25 protein-coding genes are annotated in these 23,289 nt (G+C 47.2%); 13 read left to right on the plus strand and 12 right to left on the minus strand.

Going from position 1 to position 23,289, the window contains the following annotated elements; translation table 11 throughout:
• Positions 1-82: 82 nt before the first annotated feature.
• The gene (locus tag TM_RS03885; protein ID WP_004080946.1) at positions 83-1,246 is read right to left on the minus strand and encodes a flagellin; all 1,164 of its coding nucleotides are present in this window, start codon (positions 1,244-1,246) and stop codon (positions 83-85) included.
• 159 nt (positions 1,247-1,405) lie between these two features.
• Between TM_RS03885 and TM_RS03890 the strand changes: the two genes are divergently transcribed.
• From TM_RS03890 to rpsB, 4 genes are all read left to right on the plus strand, one after another.
• Positions 1,406-2,170 (plus strand): acyltransferase, encoded by a 765-nt coding sequence (locus tag TM_RS03890; protein WP_004080944.1) that lies wholly within the window; start codon positions 1,406-1,408, stop codon positions 2,168-2,170.
• Positions 2,167-3,363 (plus strand): glycosyltransferase family 4 protein, encoded by a 1,197-nt coding sequence (locus TM_RS03895; protein WP_004080941.1) that lies wholly within the window; start codon positions 2,167-2,169, stop codon positions 3,361-3,363. Before TM_RS03890 ends, TM_RS03895 begins: the two co-directional genes overlap by 4 nt.
• Before the next feature lie 59 nt (positions 3,364-3,422).
• Entirely contained in the window at positions 3,423-4,670 is a 1,248-nt protein-coding gene (locus TM_RS03900; protein ID WP_004080938.1) for an MFS transporter, read from the plus strand.
• Between the two features lie 139 nt (positions 4,671-4,809).
• On the plus strand, positions 4,810-5,598 hold the full coding sequence (rpsB, locus tag TM_RS03905) for a 30S ribosomal protein S2 (RefSeq protein WP_004080936.1): 789 nt from the start codon (positions 4,810-4,812) through the stop codon (positions 5,596-5,598).
• Between the two features lie 21 nt (positions 5,599-5,619).
• Here the strand turns inward: rpsB and TM_RS03910 are convergent, their stop codons facing one another.
• Genes TM_RS03910 through TM_RS03925 form a run of 4 tightly spaced genes read right to left on the minus strand, consistent with a single transcriptional unit; the run spans position 5,620 to position 7,849 of the window.
• Positions 5,620-5,940 carry a YbjQ family protein gene (locus TM_RS03910; protein ID WP_004080935.1) on the minus strand — a complete coding sequence of 107 codons (321 nt, stop codon included), beginning with the start codon at positions 5,938-5,940 and terminating at the stop codon, positions 5,620-5,622.
• 13 nt (positions 5,941-5,953) lie between these two features.
• A complete protein-coding gene (locus TM_RS03915; RefSeq protein ID WP_015646122.1) occupies positions 5,954-6,700 on the minus strand; it encodes an ABC transporter permease in 747 nt (248 codons plus the stop codon).
• Positions 6,690-7,487, minus strand: a complete 798-nt coding sequence (locus TM_RS03920) for an ABC transporter ATP-binding protein (protein ID WP_004080933.1) — start codon at positions 7,485-7,487, stop codon at positions 6,690-6,692. The genes TM_RS03915 and TM_RS03920 overlap by 11 nt, the downstream gene beginning before the upstream one ends.
• Entirely contained in the window at positions 7,484-7,849 is a 366-nt protein-coding gene (locus TM_RS03925; RefSeq protein WP_004080932.1) for a GntR family transcriptional regulator, read from the minus strand. Before TM_RS03925 ends, TM_RS03920 begins: the two co-directional genes overlap by 4 nt.
• A 123-nt stretch (positions 7,850-7,972) precedes the next feature.
• On the opposite strand from TM_RS03925, the gene TM_RS03930 reads away from it, so the two are divergent.
• Positions 7,973-9,886 carry a DUF1923 family maltosyltransferase gene (locus tag TM_RS03930; protein WP_004080931.1) on the plus strand — a complete coding sequence of 638 codons (1,914 nt, stop codon included), beginning with the start codon at positions 7,973-7,975 and terminating at the stop codon, positions 9,884-9,886.
• Here the strand turns inward: TM_RS03930 and ylqF are convergent.
• The 3 genes from ylqF to TM_RS03945 are packed head-to-tail and all read right to left on the minus strand — an operon-like array spanning position 9,849 to position 13,845.
• Positions 9,849-10,637, minus strand: a complete 789-nt coding sequence (gene ylqF, locus TM_RS03935; protein ID WP_004080928.1) for a ribosome biogenesis GTPase YlqF — start codon at positions 10,635-10,637, stop codon at positions 9,849-9,851. The genes TM_RS03930 and ylqF overlap by 38 nt on opposite strands.
• The gene (locus TM_RS03940; RefSeq protein WP_004080925.1) at positions 10,634-12,049 is read right to left on the minus strand and encodes a phospho-sugar mutase; all 1,416 of its coding nucleotides are present in this window, start codon (positions 12,047-12,049) and stop codon (positions 10,634-10,636) included. The genes ylqF and TM_RS03940 overlap by 4 nt, the downstream gene beginning before the upstream one ends.
• Positions 12,046-13,845, minus strand: a complete 1,800-nt coding sequence (locus TM_RS03945) for a TIGR03960 family B12-binding radical SAM protein (RefSeq protein ID WP_004080923.1) — start codon at positions 13,843-13,845, stop codon at positions 12,046-12,048. Before TM_RS03945 ends, TM_RS03940 begins: the two co-directional genes overlap by 4 nt.
• Positions 13,846-13,905: 60 nt before the next feature.
• Here TM_RS03945 and TM_RS03950 point away from each other — a divergent pair, with 60 nt between their 5' ends.
• From TM_RS03950 to infB, 5 genes are read left to right on the plus strand one after another with little or no spacing between them, the layout of a single operon-like run.
• A complete protein-coding gene (locus tag TM_RS03950; protein ID WP_004080921.1) occupies positions 13,906-14,844 on the plus strand; it encodes a DNA polymerase III subunit delta' in 939 nt (312 codons plus the stop codon).
• Entirely contained in the window at positions 14,835-15,650 is an 816-nt protein-coding gene (locus tag TM_RS03955) for a PSP1 domain-containing protein (protein ID WP_004080919.1), read from the plus strand. Before TM_RS03950 ends, TM_RS03955 begins: the two co-directional genes overlap by 10 nt.
• A gap of 3 nt (positions 15,651-15,653) precedes the next feature.
• Positions 15,654-15,875 carry a DUF2905 domain-containing protein gene (locus tag TM_RS03960; protein WP_004080917.1) on the plus strand — a complete coding sequence of 74 codons (222 nt, stop codon included), beginning with the start codon at positions 15,654-15,656 and terminating at the stop codon, positions 15,873-15,875.
• 4 nt (positions 15,876-15,879) lie between these two features.
• Positions 15,880-16,194, plus strand: coding sequence for a 50S ribosomal protein L7ae family protein (locus tag TM_RS03965; RefSeq protein ID WP_004080915.1), 315 nt, complete (start codon positions 15,880-15,882; stop codon positions 16,192-16,194).
• Positions 16,195-16,213: 19 nt separating this feature from the next.
• Positions 16,214-18,286, plus strand: coding sequence for a translation initiation factor IF-2 (gene infB / locus TM_RS03970; RefSeq protein ID WP_004080913.1), 2,073 nt, complete (start codon positions 16,214-16,216; stop codon positions 18,284-18,286).
• Positions 18,287-18,379: 93 nt separating this feature from the next.
• Here infB and TM_RS03980 read toward each other — a convergent pair whose 3' ends face one another.
• Genes TM_RS03980 through TM_RS03995 form a run of 4 tightly spaced genes read right to left on the minus strand, consistent with a single transcriptional unit; the run spans position 18,380 to position 21,328 of the window.
• Positions 18,380-19,588 carry an RNA-guided endonuclease InsQ/TnpB family protein gene (locus tag TM_RS03980; protein ID WP_004080912.1) on the minus strand — a complete coding sequence of 403 codons (1,209 nt, stop codon included), beginning with the start codon at positions 19,586-19,588 and terminating at the stop codon, positions 18,380-18,382.
• Positions 19,573-19,962, minus strand: a complete 390-nt coding sequence (gene tnpA / locus TM_RS03985; protein ID WP_010865201.1) for an IS200/IS605 family transposase — start codon at positions 19,960-19,962, stop codon at positions 19,573-19,575. The genes TM_RS03980 and tnpA overlap by 16 nt, the downstream gene beginning before the upstream one ends.
• Positions 19,963-19,985: 23 nt before the next feature.
• Positions 19,986-20,579 (minus strand): hypothetical protein, encoded by a 594-nt coding sequence (locus tag TM_RS03990; RefSeq protein WP_015646123.1) that lies wholly within the window; start codon positions 20,577-20,579, stop codon positions 19,986-19,988.
• 5 nt (positions 20,580-20,584) lie between these two features.
• On the minus strand, positions 20,585-21,328 hold the full coding sequence (locus TM_RS03995; protein WP_004080909.1) for a Mut7-C RNAse domain-containing protein: 744 nt from the start codon (positions 21,326-21,328) through the stop codon (positions 20,585-20,587).
• A gap of 63 nt (positions 21,329-21,391) precedes the next feature.
• Between TM_RS03995 and TM_RS04000 the strand changes: the two genes are divergently transcribed.
• From TM_RS04000 to TM_RS04010, 3 genes are read left to right on the plus strand one after another with little or no spacing between them, the layout of a single operon-like run.
• Positions 21,392-21,865 (plus strand): peroxiredoxin, encoded by a 474-nt coding sequence (locus TM_RS04000; protein WP_004080908.1) that lies wholly within the window; start codon positions 21,392-21,394, stop codon positions 21,863-21,865.
• A gap of 42 nt (positions 21,866-21,907) precedes the next feature.
• On the plus strand, positions 21,908-22,123 hold the full coding sequence (locus TM_RS04005; protein WP_004080906.1) for a hypothetical protein: 216 nt from the start codon (positions 21,908-21,910) through the stop codon (positions 22,121-22,123).
• A 40-nt stretch (positions 22,124-22,163) separates the two neighbouring features.
• Positions 22,164-23,168, plus strand: a complete 1,005-nt coding sequence (locus tag TM_RS04010) for a glycosidase (RefSeq protein ID WP_004080903.1) — start codon at positions 22,164-22,166, stop codon at positions 23,166-23,168.
• Positions 23,169-23,289 lie beyond the last annotated feature (121 nt).

A 23,289-nucleotide genomic window follows, 5' to 3' on the forward strand; every position in this document is an offset into this window, starting at 1 on the left:
ATGTCCTGTTCTTTCCTTCCTCATATATTTTTGCACAAAAATAAAAGGGGGCGTATGCCCCCTGGATTGACGGTGTTCATTTTTATCTCATCAGCTGGAGGACGTTCTGTGGGAGTGTATTGGACTGAGCGAGCATTGCCATACTGGACTGCAGGAGTATCTGCTGTTTGGTGAATTCCATCATCTCTTTTGCCATGTCCGCATCTCTGATTCTGGATTCTGCTGCTGTGAGGTTTTCCGCTGCAACTCCGAGGTTGGAGATGGTGTGTTCGAGCCTGTTCTGGACGGCACCAAGTGCTGCCCTTGCCGTGCTCACCCTGTGAATCGCAGCGTCCACAACCATGATCGCCCTTTCTGCTGCGTCTTGAGTGGTTACGTCAAGAGAAACTGTTGTCAATCCGAGTGCTGCTGCGCTCATGTCGTCGATTCCTGCAACCATGTTGTGCCCTTCGTTTGCTCCGATCTGGAAAATGAGCTGGGAAGCGGATGTGTAGATAGCTTCTACTCTGACAACTGCGCTGTCGACTACTTCGTTTTTCGGTAGGGCTCCACCAAAGTCGTTAATGCTGAGGACATCCGTATCCCATGTGAAGTTGATATTTCCAACTGTTGCTGAACCTACAGTTATGGTTACAACTGTGGTAGAATAACCACCAGCGGTGAACAATGTTATTTTAACATCGAGCTCTGAGGTTTCAGCTCCATTGAACTGTCCTACTTCAATCACATACGTTCCCTCAACCGCTGCACTTGAAACCGATCCAAGCTGAACATTGATATTTCCACCGGTAACAACTTTTGCATCAACCTGGCTTCTGAAGCTTTCAAGTTTTCCATCGAGAAGCTTTTTGGTGTTGAACTCTGTTGTTCTTGCGATTCTGTCGATTTCTTCTCTGAGCTGATCGATTTCCTTCTGAATCTGTTCTCTATCAACGTCTGTGTTGGTATCAGACGCTGCCTGAACTGCGAGTTCTCTCATTCTCTGAAGAATCGAGTGAACTTCTGTGAGAGCTCCTTCCGCTGTCTGGATCAGGGAGATGGCGTCCTGAGCGTTTTTGATCGCCATGTTGAGACCTTTGATCTGACCTCTCATCTTTTCGCTGATGGCAAGTCCTGCTGCGTCGTCTCCTGCTCTGTTGATCCTCAAACCAGAGGAGAGCCTCTCGAGTGTCTTGCTCATGCTGTACTGGGTCTGACTGATGTTTCTCCAAGCGTTCAACGCACTGATGTTGTGATTGATCCTCATGACCTACTCACCTCCGTGTGAGTATTCTTACTTCCCTGTCCCGGCGCCGGGCTTTCCATTATCTTTAATCGGAAGAGGCTTTAGGGATTTTAATGTTAAATTTTTGTAACGACATGGGTGGTAAAATCTTTCCAGATAATCCGAGAGGGAGGCTGGATTATGAGTTTTATTTCAAAAGGGGCAAAAATTGGAGAAAACTTAAAAATAGGCCGCAACGTGGTGATAGAAGACGGCGTGGTTATAGGAAACAACGTAATGATAGGTCACAACGTGGTGATCAGGGACGGAACGATCGTAGGTGATAACTGTGTTATTTTCGATGGGACAGTTCTCGGGAAACTTCCCTTCAAGTCTGCCATATCCGCCGTGACTGAGGAAAAAGAGTTTCCTCCTCTCAAAATAGGGAACGGTGTGACTATAGGTGCCAACTGTGTGATATACCGGGGAAGTGTCCTGGAAGATTTTGTGTTTGTGGGAGATCTTGTAGTGATAAGAGAAGATGTAAAAATAGGGCCTTACACGGTGATAGGAAAGGGTGTCACTGTTGAGAACAGAACTACCATAGGAAGATATGTGAAAATAGAAACGAACGCCTACATCACAGCACTTTCGACGATCGAAGACTACTGTTTCATCGCCCCTGAGGTGACGTTCACAAACGACAACTTCCTTGGAAGAACAGAAGAGAGAAAGAAATTTTTCAAAGGACCAACTCTAAAAAAAGGTGCACGAATAGGAGCGAACGCAACTATTCTACCGGGTGTTGTTGTAGGTGAAGATGCTTTGGTAGCAGCTGGTTCTGTTGTCACAAGGGATGTTCCCGACAGAAAAATAGTCATGGGAATTCCAGCAAGAGTGGTGAGAGACGTTCCTGAAGAGCAGCTTTTGGACAATCAGAGTTACTACAAGGAGGAATCCTCTTGAACATAGCCATACTCAATCACTACGCGAGCATACCAGAAGTGGGAAGCGCAGAAACGAGGCATTTCGAACTTGCGAAGCGATTTGTAAGAGAAGGTCACAGAGTGGACATCTACATCGGGGATTTTTCGCACCTCACTGGAAAAAGATGGAGCGAAACGTTCGGATGGAGCTTTTCTAAGGACGGTGTGGATTTCATCGTCGTTGAGACAAGAGAGTACACCGGAAACTCCCTTTCGAGGCTTCTCTCATCGATAGATTATTACAGAAACGGAAGGAAGAAGATCATTCAGAAGAGATACGACGTCATCATAGCGTCTTCTCCGCATCCGTTTTCCTGGAGCCTTGGCTGGTACTATGTGAGAAGAAAAGGCGGAAAATTTTTCATCGAGATCAGGGATGTCTGGCCGGACGATCTTGTAAAACTCGGTTCTCTGAGTTACCGTCATCCAGTTTCAAAGCTCTTCGACCACATGTGCAAAAAGTATTATCCGAAGGCGGATGGATTCATTTCTCTTGTTCCTGATCTTTCCGAGCACTTCAACAGATTGAAGGTTCGACCAGAAAATTTCATCTACATTCCCAACGGTGTTGATCTGAAGGTTTTCAAAGATCCAGAACCGTGCCCGGTGGTGGATGAAGTCTTCTCAAAGGTGCCTGATGGCAAGATAAAGGTTGTCTACGCGGGATCCATCGTCGAACATAAGGGAATAAAAGAGTTCATAGAAACACTCTCAAAAGTGAACAAAAACTTGAGAGATCGTTTTGTGTTCTTTTTTGTCGGACCGTCTCATGCGGATTATCTTGTTTCTGTGAAAGAAACGGCGAAAGATCTGCAGAACGTGTTCTTTTTTGATCCTGTTCCGAAAAGGTGTGTTCCCTACCTTCTTCAGAAGGCAGATGTTCTCCTCTTCACTCTCTCTCAAACCGTGATGGATCACCCCGCCGTGAGTTCCTACAAGGTGGTAGACTACATGGCCTCTGGAAAACCAGTTCTCTGTGTCGATATCGAAAATCTCCCTTTCAAGAAAACAAAGGGTGCTGTCTTTTTCAGGGAGGATAATCTCGAAGAGGCGCTGAGGAGGATCTTCGAGGAGGATCTTTCAGAACTCGGCAGAAGAAACAGAGAGTATGTGGAGAGAGAAAGAGACTGGGATCGACTTTACGAAAAGTTAAGAAGTTTCGTACTCTCCTGAAACGAAAAATTAGGATAGAATATCTTATGCTGCATACTTCAGAGCCGGGAGAGAAGAAGATGAAACGTTTGACGGAGAAGGACTACCGGTGGAATTTCATCGTGAATTCACTGGATTACGCGTTCTTCAGTCTTGGAATGACCCTTGGATCCATTTTTACGCTCTTTCCTGTTTTTGCCAGAAATCTTGGTGCTTCCAATCTGGAGCTGGGTCTCATCCCGGCCATTGCGAACCTGGGCTGGGGTATTCCAGCCATATGGGGCGCAAAGTACGCGGAGAGATCGCCAAAGAAATTGAATCTCGTTCTCAAGGTAACTCTGGGAGAGAGGCTCCCTTACCTGTTCATGGCTCTGATCAGTTTTTACCTCGCTGTTCCTTCTCCGAGGCTGGCTCTTTACCTTTCCATTCTGATGGTTGGGATCGCTACATTCTCAATGGGCTTTCTGGGTCCTCCGTGGATGAGTATGATAGAGAAGGTTATAGATCCACGAAGAAGAGGTACTTTCTTTGCTATGGGAAACGGTCTTGGAGCGATACTGGGAGTTGGTGGTTCTGTCATCGCCAGAGAGCTTCTCTCGAGCTACCCGTTTCCTGTGAACTTTGGTTACGTCTTTCTCACAGCGTTTGTCTTCTTCATGGTGTCCTTCGTGTTTTTGGCTCTCACAAGGGAAGTGCCGGATCACACACTTCCAGAGGATGAGCCCATATGGAACTACATAAAGAACATGAAGAATGTCTTTCTGGACAGACATTTCCGGAACTTTTTGATAGAGAGGATCATCACGAGTTTCATGTTTGCGTCCAGCGGTTTCATCACGGTGTATTTGCTGGAGAAGTTCTCACTTCCAGACGAATCGGCAGCGGTTTTCACGGCGATCGTTCTCGTTTCTCAGGGACTGTCTTCTTTCCTGTTCGGCCCTCTCGGTGACAGAAAGGGGCACAAACTGAATCTCCTTCTCAGCAAGATCTTTTATTCTGGGGCTGTCATACTGGCGTTTCTTTCCACATCACCGGTGCACGCTTACCCCGTCTTTGCTCTGATGGGCCTTGTGAACACCACGAACAACGTTGGAAACATGGCGATCACGCTGGATTTTGTGTCTGGAAAGAGAAAAGAACTCTACATGGGTTCCCTGTACTTCTCAATCGCTCCTTTTTCCTTCGTTGCTCCCCTCATTGGAGGTAAAATAGCAGATCTTTCTGGATACGGTGTTCTCATGGTCCTCACGGGGTTGATCGGTGTATTCGGGATTTTCTACGTTGTGAAGTTTATCGTGGATCCAAGGGTTTCAAACAAGAACAATTGAAATTTCCCTTCTTCGATGGTAGAATTCTCAAGGTGTATATCACGCACGCTCCTGGATCCCACCCTCGGTGCCTGTGAAAAGGCCGGCGTGGGTGTGAAGGGAGCGGAGGATCAAAACCAAAAGAGTGGAGGTGTTGTCTGTGCCTGTTGTTACAATGAAACAGCTTCTGGAAGCGGGAGTTCACTTTGGACACAGAACGAGAAGATGGAACCCGAAGATGGCTCCCTACATCTACACGGAGAGGAAAGGTATCTACATCATCGACCTTCAGAAAACCCAGCAGTTGCTCGAAGAGGCTTACTACTTCGTAAGGGAGAAAGCCAGCGAAGGTGCGACGATTCTATTCGTGGGAACGAAAAAGCAGGCCCAAGGAGTCATAAAGGCCGAGGCAGAAAGGTGCGGAGCCTTCTACGTGAACAACAGATGGCTTGGAGGACTTTTGACGAACTTCAAAACGATCAGATCGAGGATAGACAAACTCATCGAACTCGAAGAAATGGAGCAGAGCGGCAAGCTCGAAGAACTTCCAAAGAAAGAGCAGAGCAGAATCAGAAGAGTTCTTGAAAAGCTCAGAAAGAACCTCGGCGGGCTCAAAGAAATGAGGAGACTTCCGGACATCATCTACATTGTTGATCCGAGAAAGGAAAAGATCGCTGTGGCAGAGGCGAACAAACTGGGAATTCCCATCGTGGCTATTGTCGACACAAACTGCGACCCCGATCCCATCGACTACGTCATCCCTGGAAACGACGACGCGATCAGATCCATAAAACTCATCACTTCCGTCATCGCAGACGCGTACCTCGAGGGAAGAGAGGGAGCTCCTCTCACTGCGGAGAAAGAAGAAACAGAAAGTGCAGAAGAAACGAGTGAAGAAGTAACGGAGGATATAAATCTGGAAGAACTCGAAGAGGAAGAAGAAGTGTAATCAAGGGGCGTTCCCGCCCCTTTAAATTTTCTCCAGTTTCACCGCGGTTCCGTACGCGAGGATCTCCGCAGCACCGCTCATGATCGTGGAGGAAGAATATCTGAATCCTATCACCGCGTCCGCCCCAAGTTTCTCCGCTTCTTTCATCATCCTTTCCAGCGCAATGTTTCTTGCCTCCGTGAGCATCTCCGTGTAGCCTTTGATCTCACCACCCGCGAGGGTTTTAAAGGCAGCGGCTATGTCTCTTCCCAAATGCTTTGACATCACCACGTTTCCTGAAACCACCCCCAAGATCTCCTTCACCCTGTATCCCGGTACCTGTTCCGTGGTGGTGATTATCATTCTTCACACCTCCTCAGAAGTCTCTTGTTTTGAAACTCCTCCAGGAAAGATAAGTGAAAACAACACCGGTTAGAGTGTAGATCAGCGACGGCCAGAGTGTGACATCACCCTTCAGAACGTAGGAGTAGGTGTTCAAAGTGGAGAGCGTCTTCACGAACCCACCCAGAACGGTAGTTCCAGCAAGAAGAGCGATCGAAGCGATGAGAGGCTTCACCTGATCTGAAGAGATCACAGAGAAGAACACTGTGACGGAAAACCACAGGTAAGTCGTTATCATCTCCACAAGGAAGTATTTGAACACCAGTCCTGTATCGAGCCTTTCTCCGATGAACCAGCTCACAGGTATTGGAACGAGCGCGAGCACAGCAAGCGCTGCAAAAGTGAAAACAAGAGGTGCGAAGAACTTCACGTTGAAGAGCTTCTCTCTGGACATCCTCACGAGCAAAAGTTCGATCGTTTCGTTCTCTATTTCTCTCGCAAATATGGGGAAAGCTATTATGATCGCAAGTATCGGTACAAACTGCCCCAGGTTCTTTCCGTACCACTGTGTAATGATGTAAAAGTTCCACTCTGAAAGCTTCTTTATGAAGTCTTCCGTGACACCGAATTTTTCAAGAAATCCTTCAGGAACGTTCTTCAGCATTTCGGTGAGGGCCGGCGTGTAATCTTTCATCACTACCAGGAGCACGAACGTTCCAAGAAGGAGGAAGAACATCACAAGAAATCTCACCTTCATGTCTTTTAACTCCTTAACGATCATTTATCTCACCCCTTACAATCGCTTCGAATATATCTTCAAAAGCTGCATCTTCGATCTTCACACCTTCAGGGGCTTCTTCCTTTTTCACAAGGTAAACTTTTTCTCCACTTTTGAGAGTTTTCAAAAGATAGCCGTTCAGATTCTCTCTGGAAACCACAAGACCGTAAGAGGACTTTATATCGTCGAGGTTTCCTGTCAAGATGATCTTTCCTTCCTTCATGATGGCAACTCTGTCTGCGATTTTTTCCACTTCTGCGAGCACATGGCTGGTGTAGAGAACGGATTTGCCTTCGAAGGTGAGGGATCTTATACGATCGAGTATCTCGTTTCGCACGATGGGATCGAGTCCCCAGGTGGGTTCGTCCAGTATGTAGAGATCCACGTTCTCAGAAAGAACGAGTGAAAGGTAAAGGATCGTTCTCATGCCGTGCGAGAGATTGGTCACTTTCTCGTTCAGGTCTATTCTGAACCTTTCGAGAAGTTCGAGACAGTTTTTCTCGTTGAAGTTCTTCCCTATCTTCTTGAAGAGATCGATGATCTCTTTCACTCTGAGGTACGGATAGAGCTTCTTCTCCTCCGGCAGATAGGTGAACGTGCCGTTCAGTTCGATCTCTCCAGAGTCTTTCTTTCTCAAACCTGTGATGCACTTCAGAGTGGTTGTTTTACCGGCACCGTTTGGACCGAGTATGGCAAAGATCTCTCCTTTTTCCACTTCGAAACTGATGCCATCCACAGCCGCTTTTTCTCCGTAGAACTTTTTGAGATCTTTCACCCTGAGGATCATCATTCATCACCTCTGTAGATTTCTTCTGCTATTTTCAGAATCCTCTCCAGTGGGATACCCGCTTTTTTGCAGTCTTCGATCTTCTTCCTGAGTTCTGTTTCAAGCTGTGTTCGGATCTTTTCCACGTTTACTTTTGAGACGACGTAGCCCTCTCCCCTTCTCACTTCTAAGACTCCTTCTTGGACGAGTTCCCTGTAGGCGCGGGCGACGGTGTTCAGATTTACACCGAGGTCTTCTGCGAGAGATCTTATGGAGGGCACAAACTCACCTTCTTTCAGTTTTCCCGACAGGATCAGGAGTTTTATCCTTTCCTTTATCTGCTCGTAGATGGGTTTTGAGGAGTGAAAATCGATCCTGAACCACAAGATCTATCACCTCGCTGTAATATTATACTATTACACTACTCTCAGAATCAAGTTCTGTCTTGCGTGTTTTGTTGCGTTTTGTTAAAATAGATGATGAAATCAATTAAATCAGGAGGGATGATCGTGCTTTTGAGAGAGATAAACCGATACTGCAAAGAAAAAGCCACAGGAAAGAGAATCTACGCGGTTCCAAAGCTGTGGATACCGGGTTTCTTCAAAAAGTTCGACGAAAAATCCGGCAGGTGCTTCGTCGATCCTTACGAACTCGGAGCCGAGATCACCGACTGGATTTTGAATCAGTCCAGAGAGTGGGATTATTCCCAACCTCTTTCATTTCTGAAGGGTGAGAAAACACCGGACTGGATTAAGCGTTCCGTTGTTTATGGATCCCTCCCCAGGACCACCGCGGCGTACAATCACAAGGGTTCTGGATACTACGAAGAGAACGACGTTCTTGGTTTCAGAGAGGCGGGAACGTTCTTCAAGATGATGCTGCTTCTTCCGTTCGTCAAAAGTCTCGGTGCGGACGCTATCTATTTGCTTCCTGTGAGTAGAATGAGCGATCTCTTCAAGAAGGGAGACGCTCCTTCACCGTACTCCGTGAAGAATCCAATGGAACTCGATGAGAGGTACCACGATCCTCTCCTCGAACCTTTCAAGGTGGATGAAGAATTCAAAGCCTTTGTGGAAGCGTGTCACATCCTTGGAATCAGGGTGATTCTCGATTTCATTCCGAGAACGGCCGCCAGAGACTCTGATCTCATAAGAGAACATCCGGACTGGTTCTACTGGATAAAAGTGGAGGAACTCGCGGATTACACTCCTCCAAGGGCCGAGGAACTTCCGTTCAAGGTACCAGACGAGGACGAACTCGAGATCATATACAACAAAGAAAATGTGAAAAGACATCTCAAAAAGTTCACACTTCCTCCGAATTTGATCGACCCTCAAAAGTGGGAGAAGATAAAAAGAGAAGAGGGGAACATTCTGGAGTTGATTGTGAAAGAATTTGGAATAATCACTCCTCCAGGATTTTCCGATTTGATCAACGATCCACAGCCCACGTGGGACGATGTCACGTTCTTGAGGTTGTACCTGGATCACCCGGAGGCTTCGAAGAGATTTCTCGATCCCAACCAGCCTCCCTACGTTCTCTACGACGTAATAAAGGCGAGCAAATTTCCTGGAAAAGAGCCGAACAGAGAGCTCTGGGAGTACCTCGCGGGCGTGATACCACATTACCAGAAAAAATACGGAATAGACGGTGCAAGACTCGATATGGGGCACGCGCTTCCCAAAGAACTTCTTGACCTCATAATAAAGAACGTGAAGGAGTACGATCCCGCATTTGTGATGATCGCAGAGGAGCTGGACATGGAAAAAGACAAAGCATCGAAGGAAGCGGGATACGATGTGATCCTGGGAAGTAGCTGGTACTTTGCGGGAAGAGTAGAGGAAATAGGAAAACTTCCTGATATCGCTGAAGAGCTTGTTCTTCCCTTCCTCGCCTCCGTTGAAACTCCCGACACACCGCGCATTGCCACAAGAAAGTACGCTTCTAAGATGAAAAAACTGGCACCGTTTGTGACTTACTTTCTGCCGAACTCTATTCCCTATGTGAACACGGGGCAGGAGATTGGAGAAAAACAGCCCATGAACCTGGGGCTGGACACGGATCCAAACCTGAGAAAAGTCCTCTCCCCAACCGACGAGTTTTTCGGGAAACTCGCGTTTTTCGACCACTACGTTCTTCACTGGGACAGCCCGGACAGGGGAGTCTTGAACTTCATCAAAAAACTGATAAAGGTGCGCCAGCAGTTCCTCGATTTTGTCCTCAACGGAAAGTTTGAAAATCTCACAACGAAAGATCTCGTCATGTACTCTTACGAAAAAAACGGCCAAAAGATCGTCATCGCCGCGAATGTTGGAAAAGAGCCAAAAGAGATCACCGGCGGAAGGGTCTGGAACGGAAAGTGGAGTGATGAAGAGAAGGTAGTCCTCAAACCCCTCGAGTTTGCTCTTGTTGTACAGGAGTAATATCTTCAGGGCGTTCGAAGGAAACGCGCCCTGCTTTTCCCTGAGCCACTTCTGTGAAAAAAAGCATCAAGGCTCTTTCTATATCGGGGACTCCTCCTTTTTTGAGGAGTCCTCTTTTTCTCGCGAAGTCTTCGAAGAATTCGCTGAACGATGATTCTATTCCAATGCTTCGAGCGAATATCTCAAAAGCTCTTTCGAAGATTCTCTGGTCTTCTATTCTCTCTACCGGTAGGCTTCCCACAAGAAGGAGCTTCGCTGCGAGGTCCTCACTGAAGATGTTCTTGTAGAGAATACCGGGTGTGTCCAGAATCTTCACACCGTTCTCCAGGGAGAACCACTGAATGCCCTTTGTGATGCCGGGCTGTGCTCCAACGGAGCTCGCTCTTTTTCCCTTCAGCTTGTTTATGATCGTTGATTTTCCCGTGTTTGGAACACCAACGATCAGAACGCGGGCAAGCCTGTCGAAGGAGAGCTTTTTCAGGAGGACCTTCCTTGGTTCACCTTTGTGAGTGGTGATCACTCTTTTTCCCTGCTTTTTGAAGAACTCCACCCACTTCTTCGTTGTTTTCTCGTCCGCTATGTCCACTTTGTTCAGAAGGATGATCGTTTCTTTTCTAGAGAAGTCCACACCGTACGCTGATGTGGCAAAGGGGGCCCGCGCGTCGCGGACCTCCACCACTGTGTTTACAAGCCTCAGAAGATCCTTTATTTGCCGTTTCGCTTTCTCTATATGACCGGGGTACCAGCTCACAGCTTCAGGATCTCCTTTATCTTGCTTTCGCTTTCTTTCATCAATTCCTCCGCTTCTTCTCTCGTGTCTCCTCTCACGTGGATGTAAACCTTGAGTTTCGGTTCTGTTCCCGAAGGTCTCACGAAGATCCTTGATTTTTCAAAGACGAAGGCTATGGTCTCGTTCGGAATAACGTTTCCGTAACCCTTTGAATAATCTATGATACCATCGTAGTTCTTCAGGGATCTGTATATTTCAACCGCTCTGTCAACATCTTCAAATTTGAAATTGATGAGCTTTTCCATGTAGTACCCGTACTTCTGGTAGAGTTCTTCGAGCTTCTCGTAAGGATCGTAGTTGCTGAAGGCAACAGCGGAGAGCACACTGCCCACCACACCGTCTTTGTCCCTCGCGTGGTTTCCCGCAAGGTACCCACAGCTTTCTTCGAAACCGAAGACGAAGTTCCTGTCACCTTTTTTGGTGTGTTCCTCTATCAGGTGTCCTATGAACTTGAATCCAGTCGGCGTTTCTTCCAGGAAGGCACCTTTCTCTTCGCAGATCGGTCTCACCATGTCCGTTGTAACGATCGTCTTTATCACGAGGGGATTTTCCACTTTCACATGATCCAGGAGAAAGTCTGTGAGAAGGACACCTACCTGGTTTCCTGTGAGTCTTCGCCCTTTGAAGACCACTCCCACTCTATCGCAGTCCGGGTCTGTGGCGAGTCCCAGAGTAGCTCCTTTTTTATTCAGGAGAACGAGTGCTTCGTCTTCCTCGGGATTCGGTGTGGGAACGGTTGAGAAGTTTGGATCAGGTTTCATCTGTTCTTCTACGAGTCTGACTTTGAATCCGAGTCTTTTCAGGACCTCAGGCACGTAGTTTGCTCCTGTTCCGTGAAGCGGAGAGTAGGCGATATCGAGATCGGTCTTCATCGGGAGATTTGAGACGATTTCGAGTACAGCTTTTATGTAGCTCTCTTTCACTTCAGGGGGTACAAACTTGATTTCTCCCTCTTTCACATGGGAAAGATCGACTTTTTTGTATATCTCGGTGATCTCATTGGTGTATTCGGGTATCGCTTGTACACCATCCCAGGTGTAGACCTTGTAGCCGTTGTATTCCGGGGGATTGTGGCTCGCGGTGATGACCACACCTCCACCCGTTTTCATGTATCTTACAGCGAAGGAAAGAACCGGTGTCGGGGTAGGTTCAGGAAAAACGTAGGCTTCTATACCTTCACCGGCGAAAACTCTGCCAGCGAGCTCTGCGAACTCCTTGGAGTTCTTTCTCGTGTCGTAAGCGATCACCACGCTTTTCTGACCTTTCTCTTTCAGCCAGAGGGCGGTGCTCAGAGAGGCTCTTTTCACCGTTTCTTCGTCGAATTCCCCTTTCCTCATCACGCCTCGAATTCCACCCGTTCCAAACAGAATCATCCTCTCTCACCTCCGAAAAGAACGTTTTTAACTCCAAATCTGAAGCATACACCGCACAGGTAACACCTGTTCCATCTACAGTCATCTGTGGTCTCTCCTTTGAGCGCTTTTCTGTACTCTTCTTTCAGAAACTCCTTTGTCACTCCCATATCTATGTGGTCCCATGGAAAGTCTTCAGAAGGATCGATCTCTCGGAGATAGTCATTGGGATCTATTCCCGTTTCATCGAAGGCTTTTTCCCACAGATCGAATCTGAACATCTCACTCCACTCGTCGAAGAGTGCTCCCAGTTCGTGTGCCTTCACTATGAGATCCAGAAGTTTTCTGTCACCCCTTGAGAAAACTCCTTCAAGAAGACTCATTCTTGGATCGTGATAGGAGATTCTAGCGGATCTTTTTGCTCTTTTCAGTGTTTTGATCTTTTCGTACGCCTCCTCAGGGGAAATCTGTCTTGCAAACTGAAAGGGTGTGTGCGGCTTTGGAACGAACACGGAGACGGAAGCGGAAACTTCTTTGAAACCGAGTCTCTTCACTCTCTCTAAGAGTTTAACCATTTCTTCGAGGTCTTCGTTCGTCTCTCCAGGAAGTCCCATCATGAAATAGAGTTTCACACGTCTCCAGCCGGATTTTTTCGCGGCTTCGAGTGTTGCGAAGATGTCTTCTTCACTTATATTCTTGTTGATGATGTTTCTCAATCGCTGTGTGGCCGCTTCTGGCGCGAAGGTGAGGCCTGTTTTTCTCACGGAGGCAATTCTCCCGGCGATCTCCACACCGAACCTGTCCATCCTCGTGGATGGTATGGAGACGGCGATCTTCTTTTCTGAGTATCTTTTCAAAAGTTCGGATACTATCTCCCCTATTTGAGTATGATCCATCGTCGAGAGAGAAAGGAGTGATACTTCTTCGTAGCCGGTGTTCTTCAGCATTTCTTCGACATTTTCGAGGATGTTCTCGAGGGATCTTTCTCTCACAGGTCTGTAATAAACGCTCGCATGGCAGAATCTGCATCCTCTCGTGCATCCTCTCGCGACCTCTATGACAGCTCTGTCGTGGACTGATTCGACATTTGGTACGATCTTCTTCACCGGAACAGGCTGGGAGTTCAAATCTTTCACGATTCTTCTCTTTATGGTCCGCGGATATTCCGGTGAAACTGGAACGATCTTTCTTCCTTTCTGCTCGTAGAACGCTGGAACGTAAACTCCTTCGATCCTGGAGAGTTCTTTCCAGATCGTTTCTCTTTCTTCTCCCTTCGTTTCTTTCAACACCTGAGCGATTTCAAGGATCGCTTCCTCTCCATCACCGATGAGAATCGCGTCGAAAAATCCGTAGATCGGTTCGGGATTCGAAGAGCACGGACCTCCACCGAGAACTATGGGATCTCTCCTCTTCCTCTCCCAGAAGAAGATGGGTATTTTGGAAAGCTTCAAAACTTCTACGACGTTGGTGTACGAGAGTTCGTACTCCAGAGAGATTCCGACGGCATCCATCTGGTAGAGCGGTGTGTAGGACTCCATGGTGTAAAGGGGGATATCCTTTTCTTTCATGCGCTCTATCATGTCGATCCAGGGAAGATAGCTCCGCTCCGCCCAAACGTCCGGTTGCTCGTTCAGAATGTGGTACAGTATCTCAAGACCGTGGTTTGAAGTACCTACCTCGTAAGTGTCGGGAAAAACGAGGGCTATCCGGAGGGAAATTTCCTCTGGATCTTTCACAACGCTGTTGATTTCTCTTCCTATGTATCTACTTGGTTTTCTAACCCAGGGAAGTGTTTCATTCAAGAATTTTAGAATCATCCTTTCACCTCAGTTCTGATTTTATCATTGGTTGTTATAATTAGAAGGCGAGGTGAGATCATGAACGATTTGATCAGAAAGTACGCTAAAGATCAACTGGAAACTTTGAAAAGGATCATAGAAAAGTCTGAAGGAATATCCATCCTCATAAATGGAGAAGATCTCTCGTATCCGAGAGAAGTATCCCTTGAACTTCCCGAGTACGTGGAGAAATTTCCCCCGAAGGCCTCGGATGTTCTGGAGATAGATCCCGAGGGGGAGAACATAGGCATAGACGACATCAGAACGATAAAGGACTTCCTGAACTACAGCCCCGAGCTCTACACGAGAAAGTACGTGATAGTCCACGACTGTGAAAGAATGACCCAGCAGGCGGCGAACGCGTTTCTGAAGGCCCTTGAAGAACCACCAGAATACGCTGTGATCGTTCTGAACACTCGCCGCTGGCATTATCTACTGCCGACGATAAAGAGCCGAGTGTTCAGAGTGGTTGTGAACGTTCCAAAGGAGTTCAGAGATCTCGTGAAAGAGAAAATAGGAGATCTCTGGGAGGAACTTCCACTTCTTGAGAGAGACTTCAAAACGGCTCTCGAAGCCTACAAACTTGGTGCGGAAAAACTTTCTGGATTGATGGAAAGTCTCAAAGTTTTGGAGACGGAAAAACTCTTGAAAAAGGTCCTTTCAAAAGGCCTCGAAGGTTATCTCGCATGTAGGGAGCTCCTGGAGAGATTTTCAAAGGTGGAATCGAAGGAATTCTTTGCGCTTTTTGATCAGGTGACTAACACGATAACAGGAAAAGACGCGTTTCTTTTGATCCAGAGACTGACAAGAATCATTCTCCACGAAAACACATGGGAAAGCGTTGAAGATCAAAAAAGCGTGTCTTTCCTCGATTCAATTCTCAGGGTGAAGATAGCGAATCTGAACAACAAACTCACTCTGATGAACATCCTCGCGATACACAGAGAGAGAAAGAGAGGTGTCAACGCTTGGAGCTGAAGGCAAGGGCAGTGGGAGTGGAGATAATACCAAAGGGTAAGATAATTTACTACTCTGTACCCAACGGTGATGAGTACGAGAGAGGAGACCTCGTTCTGGTACTGGGAGATTTTGGACTTGAAGTGGGAAAGGTTCTGATACCTCCCAGAGAGGTGGTCATAGACGAGGTGGGGTACGAACTCAAGGCCGTGATCAGAAAGTTGACGGATGAAGATCTGGAACAATACAGGAAGAATGTAGAGGATGCGTTGAAGGCCTTCCAGATATGTAAGCAGAAAATAAAAGAACACGGTCTTCCCATGAAGCTTCTCTACGCCAAGTACACCTTCGATAGAACTAGGCTCATCTTTTTCTTCAGTGCGGAAGGAAGGGTTGATTTCAGAGAGCTTGTAAGAGACCTCGCAAAGATCTTCAAAACAAGGATAGAGTTGAGGCAAGTTGGTGTGAGAGATGAGATGAAGTTCTTTGGAGGCCTTGGATTGTGCGGACTTCCGACATGCTGTTCCACATTTCTCAGAGAGTTCACCAGCGTCACACTGAAGCACGCAAAGAAGCAGCAGATGATGATCAATCCAGCGAAGATATCCGGACCATGCAGAAGGCTTCTGTGCTGTCTTACCTACGAATACGATTTCTATGAAAAGGAGCTGGAGGGAATTCCTGACGAAGGGAGCACGATCACCTACGAAGGAAAGCGCTACAAAGTCGTGAACGTGAACGTGTTTCTCAGAACGGTGACTCTCTTCTCGGAACAGGAAGGGGAAATGATCAAGTTGCCGTTCGATTATTTCAGGAAGGGGGAATGATAGGTGTTCCAGGGGATCGGGAAGTTTCTGATCCTCATGGGATTGATTCTTGTGGCCTTTGGAATTCTTCTGATTTTGTTCGAAAGGATCCCGTTCCTGGGAAAGCTTCCCGGCGACATAGTGATAAAAAGGAAGAATTTCGTCTTTTACTTCCCGCTGATGACCAGTTTGATCATCAGTCTCTTAGTTTCCTTCATTCTCTATCTGATCTCACGTATGAGGTGATAGAATGGAGGACCAGATCAGAAGAAAGGTTTACAGCTACATAGGTTTCGCTGTTAGAGCCAGAAAGATCGTCTTTGGTAAGGAACGAATAAGGGCTTACATAAGGTCACCGAGGGAAAAAAAGCTCATAATCATAGCGGAAGATACCAGTGAAAGGATGAAGAGGGACACGATCATGAGGTGCGAGAACAAGAAAGTCCCTTATGTTATCATGTTCAGCAAAGAGGAACTGGGAAGGTTGCTCGACAAACCCGCTGTTTCGGTGATAGGTCTTGAAGAGGACAATCTGATAGATGCCATTTTGGGGATGGTAAAATAGACAGGGCGAGGTGATAGAAATGGCCAGACTGAGAGTTTACGAGTTAGCCAGAAAACTGAACATGTCACCAAAAGAACTTCTTCAGGAACTGGAAGAGCTCGGCGTGAACGTGAAGAGCCATATGAGTTATGTGGACGAAGAAATGGCGAATATCATCATAGATCTTTTGGAAGAAGATAACCGGAAAGCCAAGCAGCCTTCCAAGCCAAAGAAAGAAAAGGGAGAAGAGGAAGTAGAAAAAGAGGTCGTCGAAAAGAAAAAGAAGAAAAAGATCACTTTGAAGCCAGACGAACTCAAGCTCGATATCATCGCGGAGAAAATAGGTGTTCCACAAAACAAGATCATCCAGGATATGTTCGTCAAGAGAGGAATCGCGTTGAGACCCGGTCAGATCCTGAAGCTTGAGGAAGTAGAACAGATCCTCAAGGAGTACAAGATCGAGATAGAGATAGAGGAAGAACAGCAAACTTCAGTGGAAGAAGTTGACGAATTTGAACTTCTGGAAAAGAGATACCAGGAGCTCTACGAAAAAGAGAAGGACAAACTCGTTCCAAGGCCTCCTGTTGTAACGGTCATGGGACACGTCGATCATGGAAAGACCACGCTCCTCGACAGGATCAGATCCACAAGAGTCGCTGAAAGGGAAGAAGGAGGAATAACACAGTCCATAGGTGCGTATCAGGTGGAGGTCAACGGGAAAAAGATCACCTTCATAGACACACCCGGCCACGAGCTCTTCACCGAGATGCGCGCAAGGGGAGCCCAGGCGACGGACATAGTGGTTCTCGTTGTGGCGGCGGACGATGGTGTGATGCCACAGACGATAGAGGCCTACAACCACGCCAAGGCCGCCAACGTGCCGATCATCGTGGCGATAAACAAGATCGACAAGCCAAACGCTAACGTGGAAAAGACGAAGCAGGAGCTCGTAGAAAAGCTGGGACTCATCCCCGAAGAGTGGGGTGGAGACACGATAGTAGTTCCCATATCAGCAAGAACCGGTCAGGGAGTCGATGAACTGCTGGAGATGATCCTTCTCGTCGCGGAGATGAACGAGATAAAGTGTTACCCCGAAGGACCCGCGAGGGCCGTGATCATAGAGTCCAAACTGGACAAGAAGATGGGACCCGTTGCGAGTGCGATCGTGAAAGATGGTGTTCTGAAGGTTGGAGACGCGGTAGTTGCTTCGAATACGTACGGAAGAGTTAGGAATCTCTTCGACGACAACATGAGACCCATCAGAGAAGCCTATCCATCTCAGCCCGTTATGATCCTCGGCTTCGAAGATGTTCCCGACGTGCACTCCAACGTCTACGTGGTTGAAAGCGCAGAAAAAGCCAAAGAGATCGTGGAAAAGAGACTGCAAAGGCTCGAAGCCCAAAAACAATCGAGGAAGCACATAAACCTCGAGGAGCTCATGAAGATGATGCAGGAGAAGGAAAAGAAGGTGCTCAATCTCATTCTGAAGGCGGACACGTACGGCTCTGTGGCTGCTTTGAAGAATGCGATAAACAAGCTCCAGTCCAAAGAAATCGAGTTGAACATAGTTCACGCTGGAGTGGGTGAGATCAGTACAAGCGACGTGATGCTCGCCGCTGCGGTGGATGGAGTCATCCTCGGTTTCAGGGTGAAGGTGAACAACCAGGCGAGAAGACTCGCGGAGCAGGAAGGCGTCGATGTCAGAACTTACTCCATCATATACAAACTCGTCGAAGATCTGAAGCTCGCACTCGAAGGTATGCTGGAGCCAGAGGAAGTTGAAGAAGTCATCGGTCATGGCGAGATAAGAAAGGTCTTCAAGATATCCAAAGTAGGAAAAGTGGCGGGAGTTCAAATGCTCGATGGTAAAGCCGACAGGAACGGTTTTGTGAGAATCTACAGAAACGGACAGCTCGTTTTTGGAGGAAAAATAGAGAGTTTGAAACACTACAAAGAGGATGTTAGTGTGGTTGAAGCGCCGCAGGAGTGTGGAATAAAGTTTGCGGGATTCGACGATATACACGAGGGGGATGAACTGGAGTTCTACGTGATAAGGAAGGTGAAGAGAAAGCCGACTTTCGTGGAAGAACAGGCAGATCAAGAACAAAAATGAAGGGGCGAAAGCCCCTTCTTTATTCAATCGTTTCTACTCTCACGTTTTGACCTCCTCCCAATCCCCTGAAGGGGATGGGACTTTTGGTGGCTCTCAGGCCACCTTCCATGGAGCCAAAGATGCTCCATGGCCACAGAGGTGTGGATGAAACCTCACACCTCTGACGGGGGCCAAGCCCGCTACTACCTGGCCTGTGCCAGGATACCTTTTCCAGATGTTGATTGCTCCAACTCCGTCCCTGTGATACTCAAAACCGCAGGCTTTGCAGTGGTATCTTCTTCCGTTCGGATTGTTCTTTGCACCACAGACAGGGCACGTCTTGCTCGTGTTCGCTTCTGAAATGAGTTTCACTTCGATTCCGAACTGCTCTGCTTTGTACCTTATCATCTCGATGAGTTTTCTGAACTGCCACTGGTGGATCTTCTGGTTCGCGTTGTCGCTGTAGTCCGCTCTTTCTCTGATCCCTGTGACGTCTCCTATCACGATGGTGCCGATTTGTTTTCTGAGGCACAGTCCGATGAAGTTACTTGTGATCTTGTGCATGATGTCGTTGATCTGGTTTCTGAGCCGTCTCAGGACTCTTTTCTTTGCACGAACAAGCTTGTTGTACCTTCTTGATCCCTTCTTGCACTCTGCTATGGCAGACTGAAAACTTGCAAGGCGTTTGTTTCGATAGCGAAGAACACTGCTGAGGACTCCTCCGTGGTAGCTGATGACTTCTTTTCCATCAAAGCACGTAATGGGACGGAGCACTCCAAGGTCGACCGCCATAACACCAGAGCCAGCATTCTTCTCTTCAATCTCCACCTCTATCGCAAGGTGGAGATAGTATCCATCTTCAAAGACAAGTCTTGTCTGTTTGATGCGAAGGGGAGGTTTGAGAGGTGTTTGTACAACAAATGATTCTCGTTCTTTGCCCAAAGACAGTCTTAGGGTACCGTCTGGCAGAAGTTTTACAGCGCTTTCTTTCCATATGAACGGCAGATAGCGTTTTTTCTTGTGGGGAGGTTTTGCATCTGGATTCTTTTTGGTTGCTTTGAAGTACCCTTTGAGGGCTTGAAAGTAGAGCTGAACAAATGCCTGCTTTGAGTGGACGTGGATTTTGATGTTTTCTGCCCAGCGGAGGATGTATTTGTCTGCGGTGGGCCAGGACAGCCAGAAGCCTTTCTTTTGGTGTATCTTTCGCACAAGAGACATCGTTTTGTTGTAGATTCTTGCTGCTGTGCGGTTGAGTTCTTCGCATGTTTGACTCAGGTGTCCTGGTACGGCGAGTTTGTAGGTTCGTATCACACGTCTTGACATTCCTCGATGTACCTCCTGATAGTTTCTTCAGAGACATCACCAGCTGTTCCAACGTAGTAACTTCGAGCCCAAAGGCCCTCTTTGGTTCTAAGCTCTGGAAATTTCTCCAGCAGTTTCCTCGCTGAAACACCCTTGAATAGGTTTGCTATCTCAGCCGGTGAAAATCTTGGAGGCGCCGATACAAACAAATGAACATGATCAGGCTGAATAGAGAGGGCCAGTATTTCTATTCCGTGTTGTTTTGCTGTGTTGCGGAGTATTCGTTCAAGTTCTTCAGCTATGGAGCCGACCAGGATTTTTCTGCGGTATTTAGGTATCCACACAAAATGATAGTTCAGATTATAATGACTCCACCTTGTCTTCTTGATATGCATACCTATCACCACATTCAATTATATCATAAGATAATTAACACCACAACAAACCTATCCCCCTGAAGGGGGATGGCTTGCGTGGTTGGGGTTCTGTCACTCAATTTGAAACTACTGTTTTCCGCTATCTTCATGTCTATACTTCCTGCGAACTTGTGAAGAGATATACCGCACTCTGAGAAAATCACGTAGAAACTTTTCTTTCCATCTTCGGACAGTCTGAAGTACACTCTTCCCTCTGCAGATCCTTCTCTCTTCAGGTTGCACTCGAGGATAAAGTTTGTCCACTCTCCTGGAGTGAAGACTCCACGGTCTATGATCACTTTGAGGACCTTGCCTATGGTTTTACCTGCCTGGACTCCTTCCTCAACGTGTGGAGCCTTTCCAAGTACCTTCCAGGGCCCAAACGGGGCAACCTGACCCTGGCCGTAAGCTTCAAAATCTTCAAAGAAATCCTCTGTTCCCGTTGGTTCCACTACCTTGAAACCGAGGTCCACCTTCGGCATTTCGACATCCACTTTGGGAAGAGGCACCGGCACCTGAACCCTCGATTCACAGCTGGTTCCCATCATGAGAAGCAGGGAAGCGGTCACCAGAAAAAGTAAGAAAAGTATTTTCATGTTAATCATCCCTTATTTATGTTCGATTTTATGAACTCCACCATGTGATCGTAGTGCGACCCTTTCCAGTAGATTCTTCCACACACCGGACAGCGAGCGAACTCGTTGAAGAATCCATAGACTTTTGGAGGAACTCTGTTTTTCACAGCTTCTTTTGGTACTTCTTCGAGTTCCACACCACATTCGATACATCGGGTGAAGGGTTTCATCCACTTCTTCAGATCGTATCTTTCCACCACCTCCACCAGTTGTTCCTTCGGATCCGTGTTTCTCACGTAGTAACCGAAGACGAGCTCTTTTCTTTTCAAAAGACCCGTGTCTCTGGACAGAAGGATAGCTTTCTTTTTCACCGCCATCCAGCAGAGTTTTTCGTCGCTTTCTTCACCAAAAACCGCTTCAAAACCCAGCATTCTGAGAAGCCGTGCCAATTTTCCAAGGTGTATATCGAGCACAAAACGGGGTTCACCTATGTATCTGGGAGTGACGAGCCAGTCTTCAGGAATTTCTATGTTCTGGAACTCTGGATACACAAAGAAGAGTTCTCCATCTTCCACCATATGATCGAAGCCGACCGGTTTTCCGTTCAGTGTGATGAGGCTCACTTCCACATGTGGAACTCCAAGGGCTTCTATTCTGTCCTTCACCGTCTGAAAACCCGTGAAGCGATGAGTTTTTATTCTTTCACTATTTCTGAAGAAATCGTTCAATCTACCGAAAAACCTGAAAAAGGCTATTTTTTCGTATTTCATAGATGATCCCCTTTCGTGGTAGAATTCTAATGGGTAAGTTCAGCCTAACTGGAGGTGGTTTTCATGTTGAAATCAGGCGATAAGGCGATCGATTTTGAGCTGGTGAACACCGATTTGAAAATGGTGAAACTCTCCGATTTTTCTGGAAAGAACGTTGTGCTTGCTTTCTATCCAGGAGCGTTCACGAGTGTTTGTGAGAAAGAACTCTGCACGTTCAGGGATTCTCTCTCCAAGTTTAACAGACTCAACGCGGTGGTTCTTGGAATCAGCGTGGACAGTCCGTTCGCAAACAAGGCCTTCGCTGAGAAAAACCACATCACGTTCGATCTGCTCTCCGACTTCGGCGGAAGGGTGGCTTCACAGTACGGTGGTGTCCACGAGAACTTTCTGAATATCCCCGGCTACACCGCTGCGAAGAGGGCTGTTTACGTGGTAGACGGAGGCGGAACGATAGTTTATTCCTGGGTTTCCGAAGATCCAGGTAAGGAACCACCCTACGAAGAAATAGAAGAAGCGCTCGAGCGTCTTTCAAAATAAACATCTCGATGATTTTTCCGATAAGAAAATAGGGGTGATACCATGAGAGTAGAAGGGATCGGCTACAACCCCGTTTATCAAAGTTATGCTCAGCAGCGCACTACCCCCGTTTCAACAGCTGGTAGTTCTCCTGTCATGACAAAAGAGCAGATGGAGCAGATACTCTTCTTCTCCCTTTATCAGCAAACGGGTCTGAACGTGAAGCTCGTGAGAATCGCAGGAGAACTCTACGGAAAGATGATGGACCAGCTGGCCTGAAGGGGACCTCCCCTTCAGGTTTCAAGGGGGGAAATAGGAGATGGTGGAAGAGCTCCTCGGAAAAGCACTGGCACGAAAAAGATCCCTGAGGAAAGATGAGACGATCGATGTGTTCAATCGGGTGACTTACTTTTTCCCAAAAGATTTCGTCATCACGAACTATCCCAGAAATCCGGTGGCTGTGTTCAATCCTGGAGCGGTTCTCGTTGGCAAAGCACTTCATGTTTTTCCCCGTTTGATTTTCGATTACTACAAGTACGTTTCGTCTATTGGTCATTTCATAGTGAACATCGACGATCTGTTGAATGGAGAAGTAAAAAAACCATTGGAAATGGAAGTTGTATTCTGGCCGAGAGATATTCAGGAGTTTCTGGGGTGCGAAGATCCGAGGGTGTTCTTCAGAAATTCCCGTTTCGAGCTTCTCTACACAGCGAAAGGATACAAAGACTGGTCACAGGAAGGAAAGCCCCACACCGATTTTCTTGCGTACGCCGTTCTCGATGAGGATCTGAACTTGATTGAGAAGAGATACATATCGATAAAAAGTACGCTGGGTGAGTATGTGCCGGTTTCCATGAAAGACAGTTCTTTTGTGGAGTCGAAGGTTATCCTGACGAGATTGACGGTTGGTGATGCCAAGGTCTGCTGGAGAGGAAGGCTCGAAGGAAGTTACATAGATCTGTATTCGCTCGATCCCGTCTTTTTCCCGGAAGAGTGGGAGACGAAAGTTGGATGGTCAACGAACACTGTTGAAGTGAAGGAAGGTTATCTGGTGGGATGGCACGCTGTTCTCAAAGATCTCACCTACAAAAACGGTCTGGCACTCGTGGATGGCAGGGGAAGGCTCCTCGGTACCACGAATTACGTTCTCTCACCAAAAGGTGTGATTGAGGAGTACGGAGACAGAATAAGGGTGATATTCGGGTGTGGGCTCGTCGTCTATGGAGGAAGAGTGATATGGATAGGCGGTGTTTCCGACTGGGCGATAGGTGTTTTTGAGACGAGTGAAAGGGAGATCATGAATTTAATGAAAGAAGCAACATGAATTTAACAGTGCGGTGGTATCGTATCTTTGTGAGGTGAGACGATGGATAGTTTTGTTCTCTTTGAGCAGGGAATTCTCAGCGATATGATAATGTGCACTACGATCAAAAGCCGGCCCCTCG

It is taken from the genome of Thermotoga maritima MSB8, assembly GCF_000008545.1.
GTDB classification, from domain to species: Bacteria; Thermotogota; Thermotogae; order Thermotogales; family Thermotogaceae; genus Thermotoga; species Thermotoga maritima.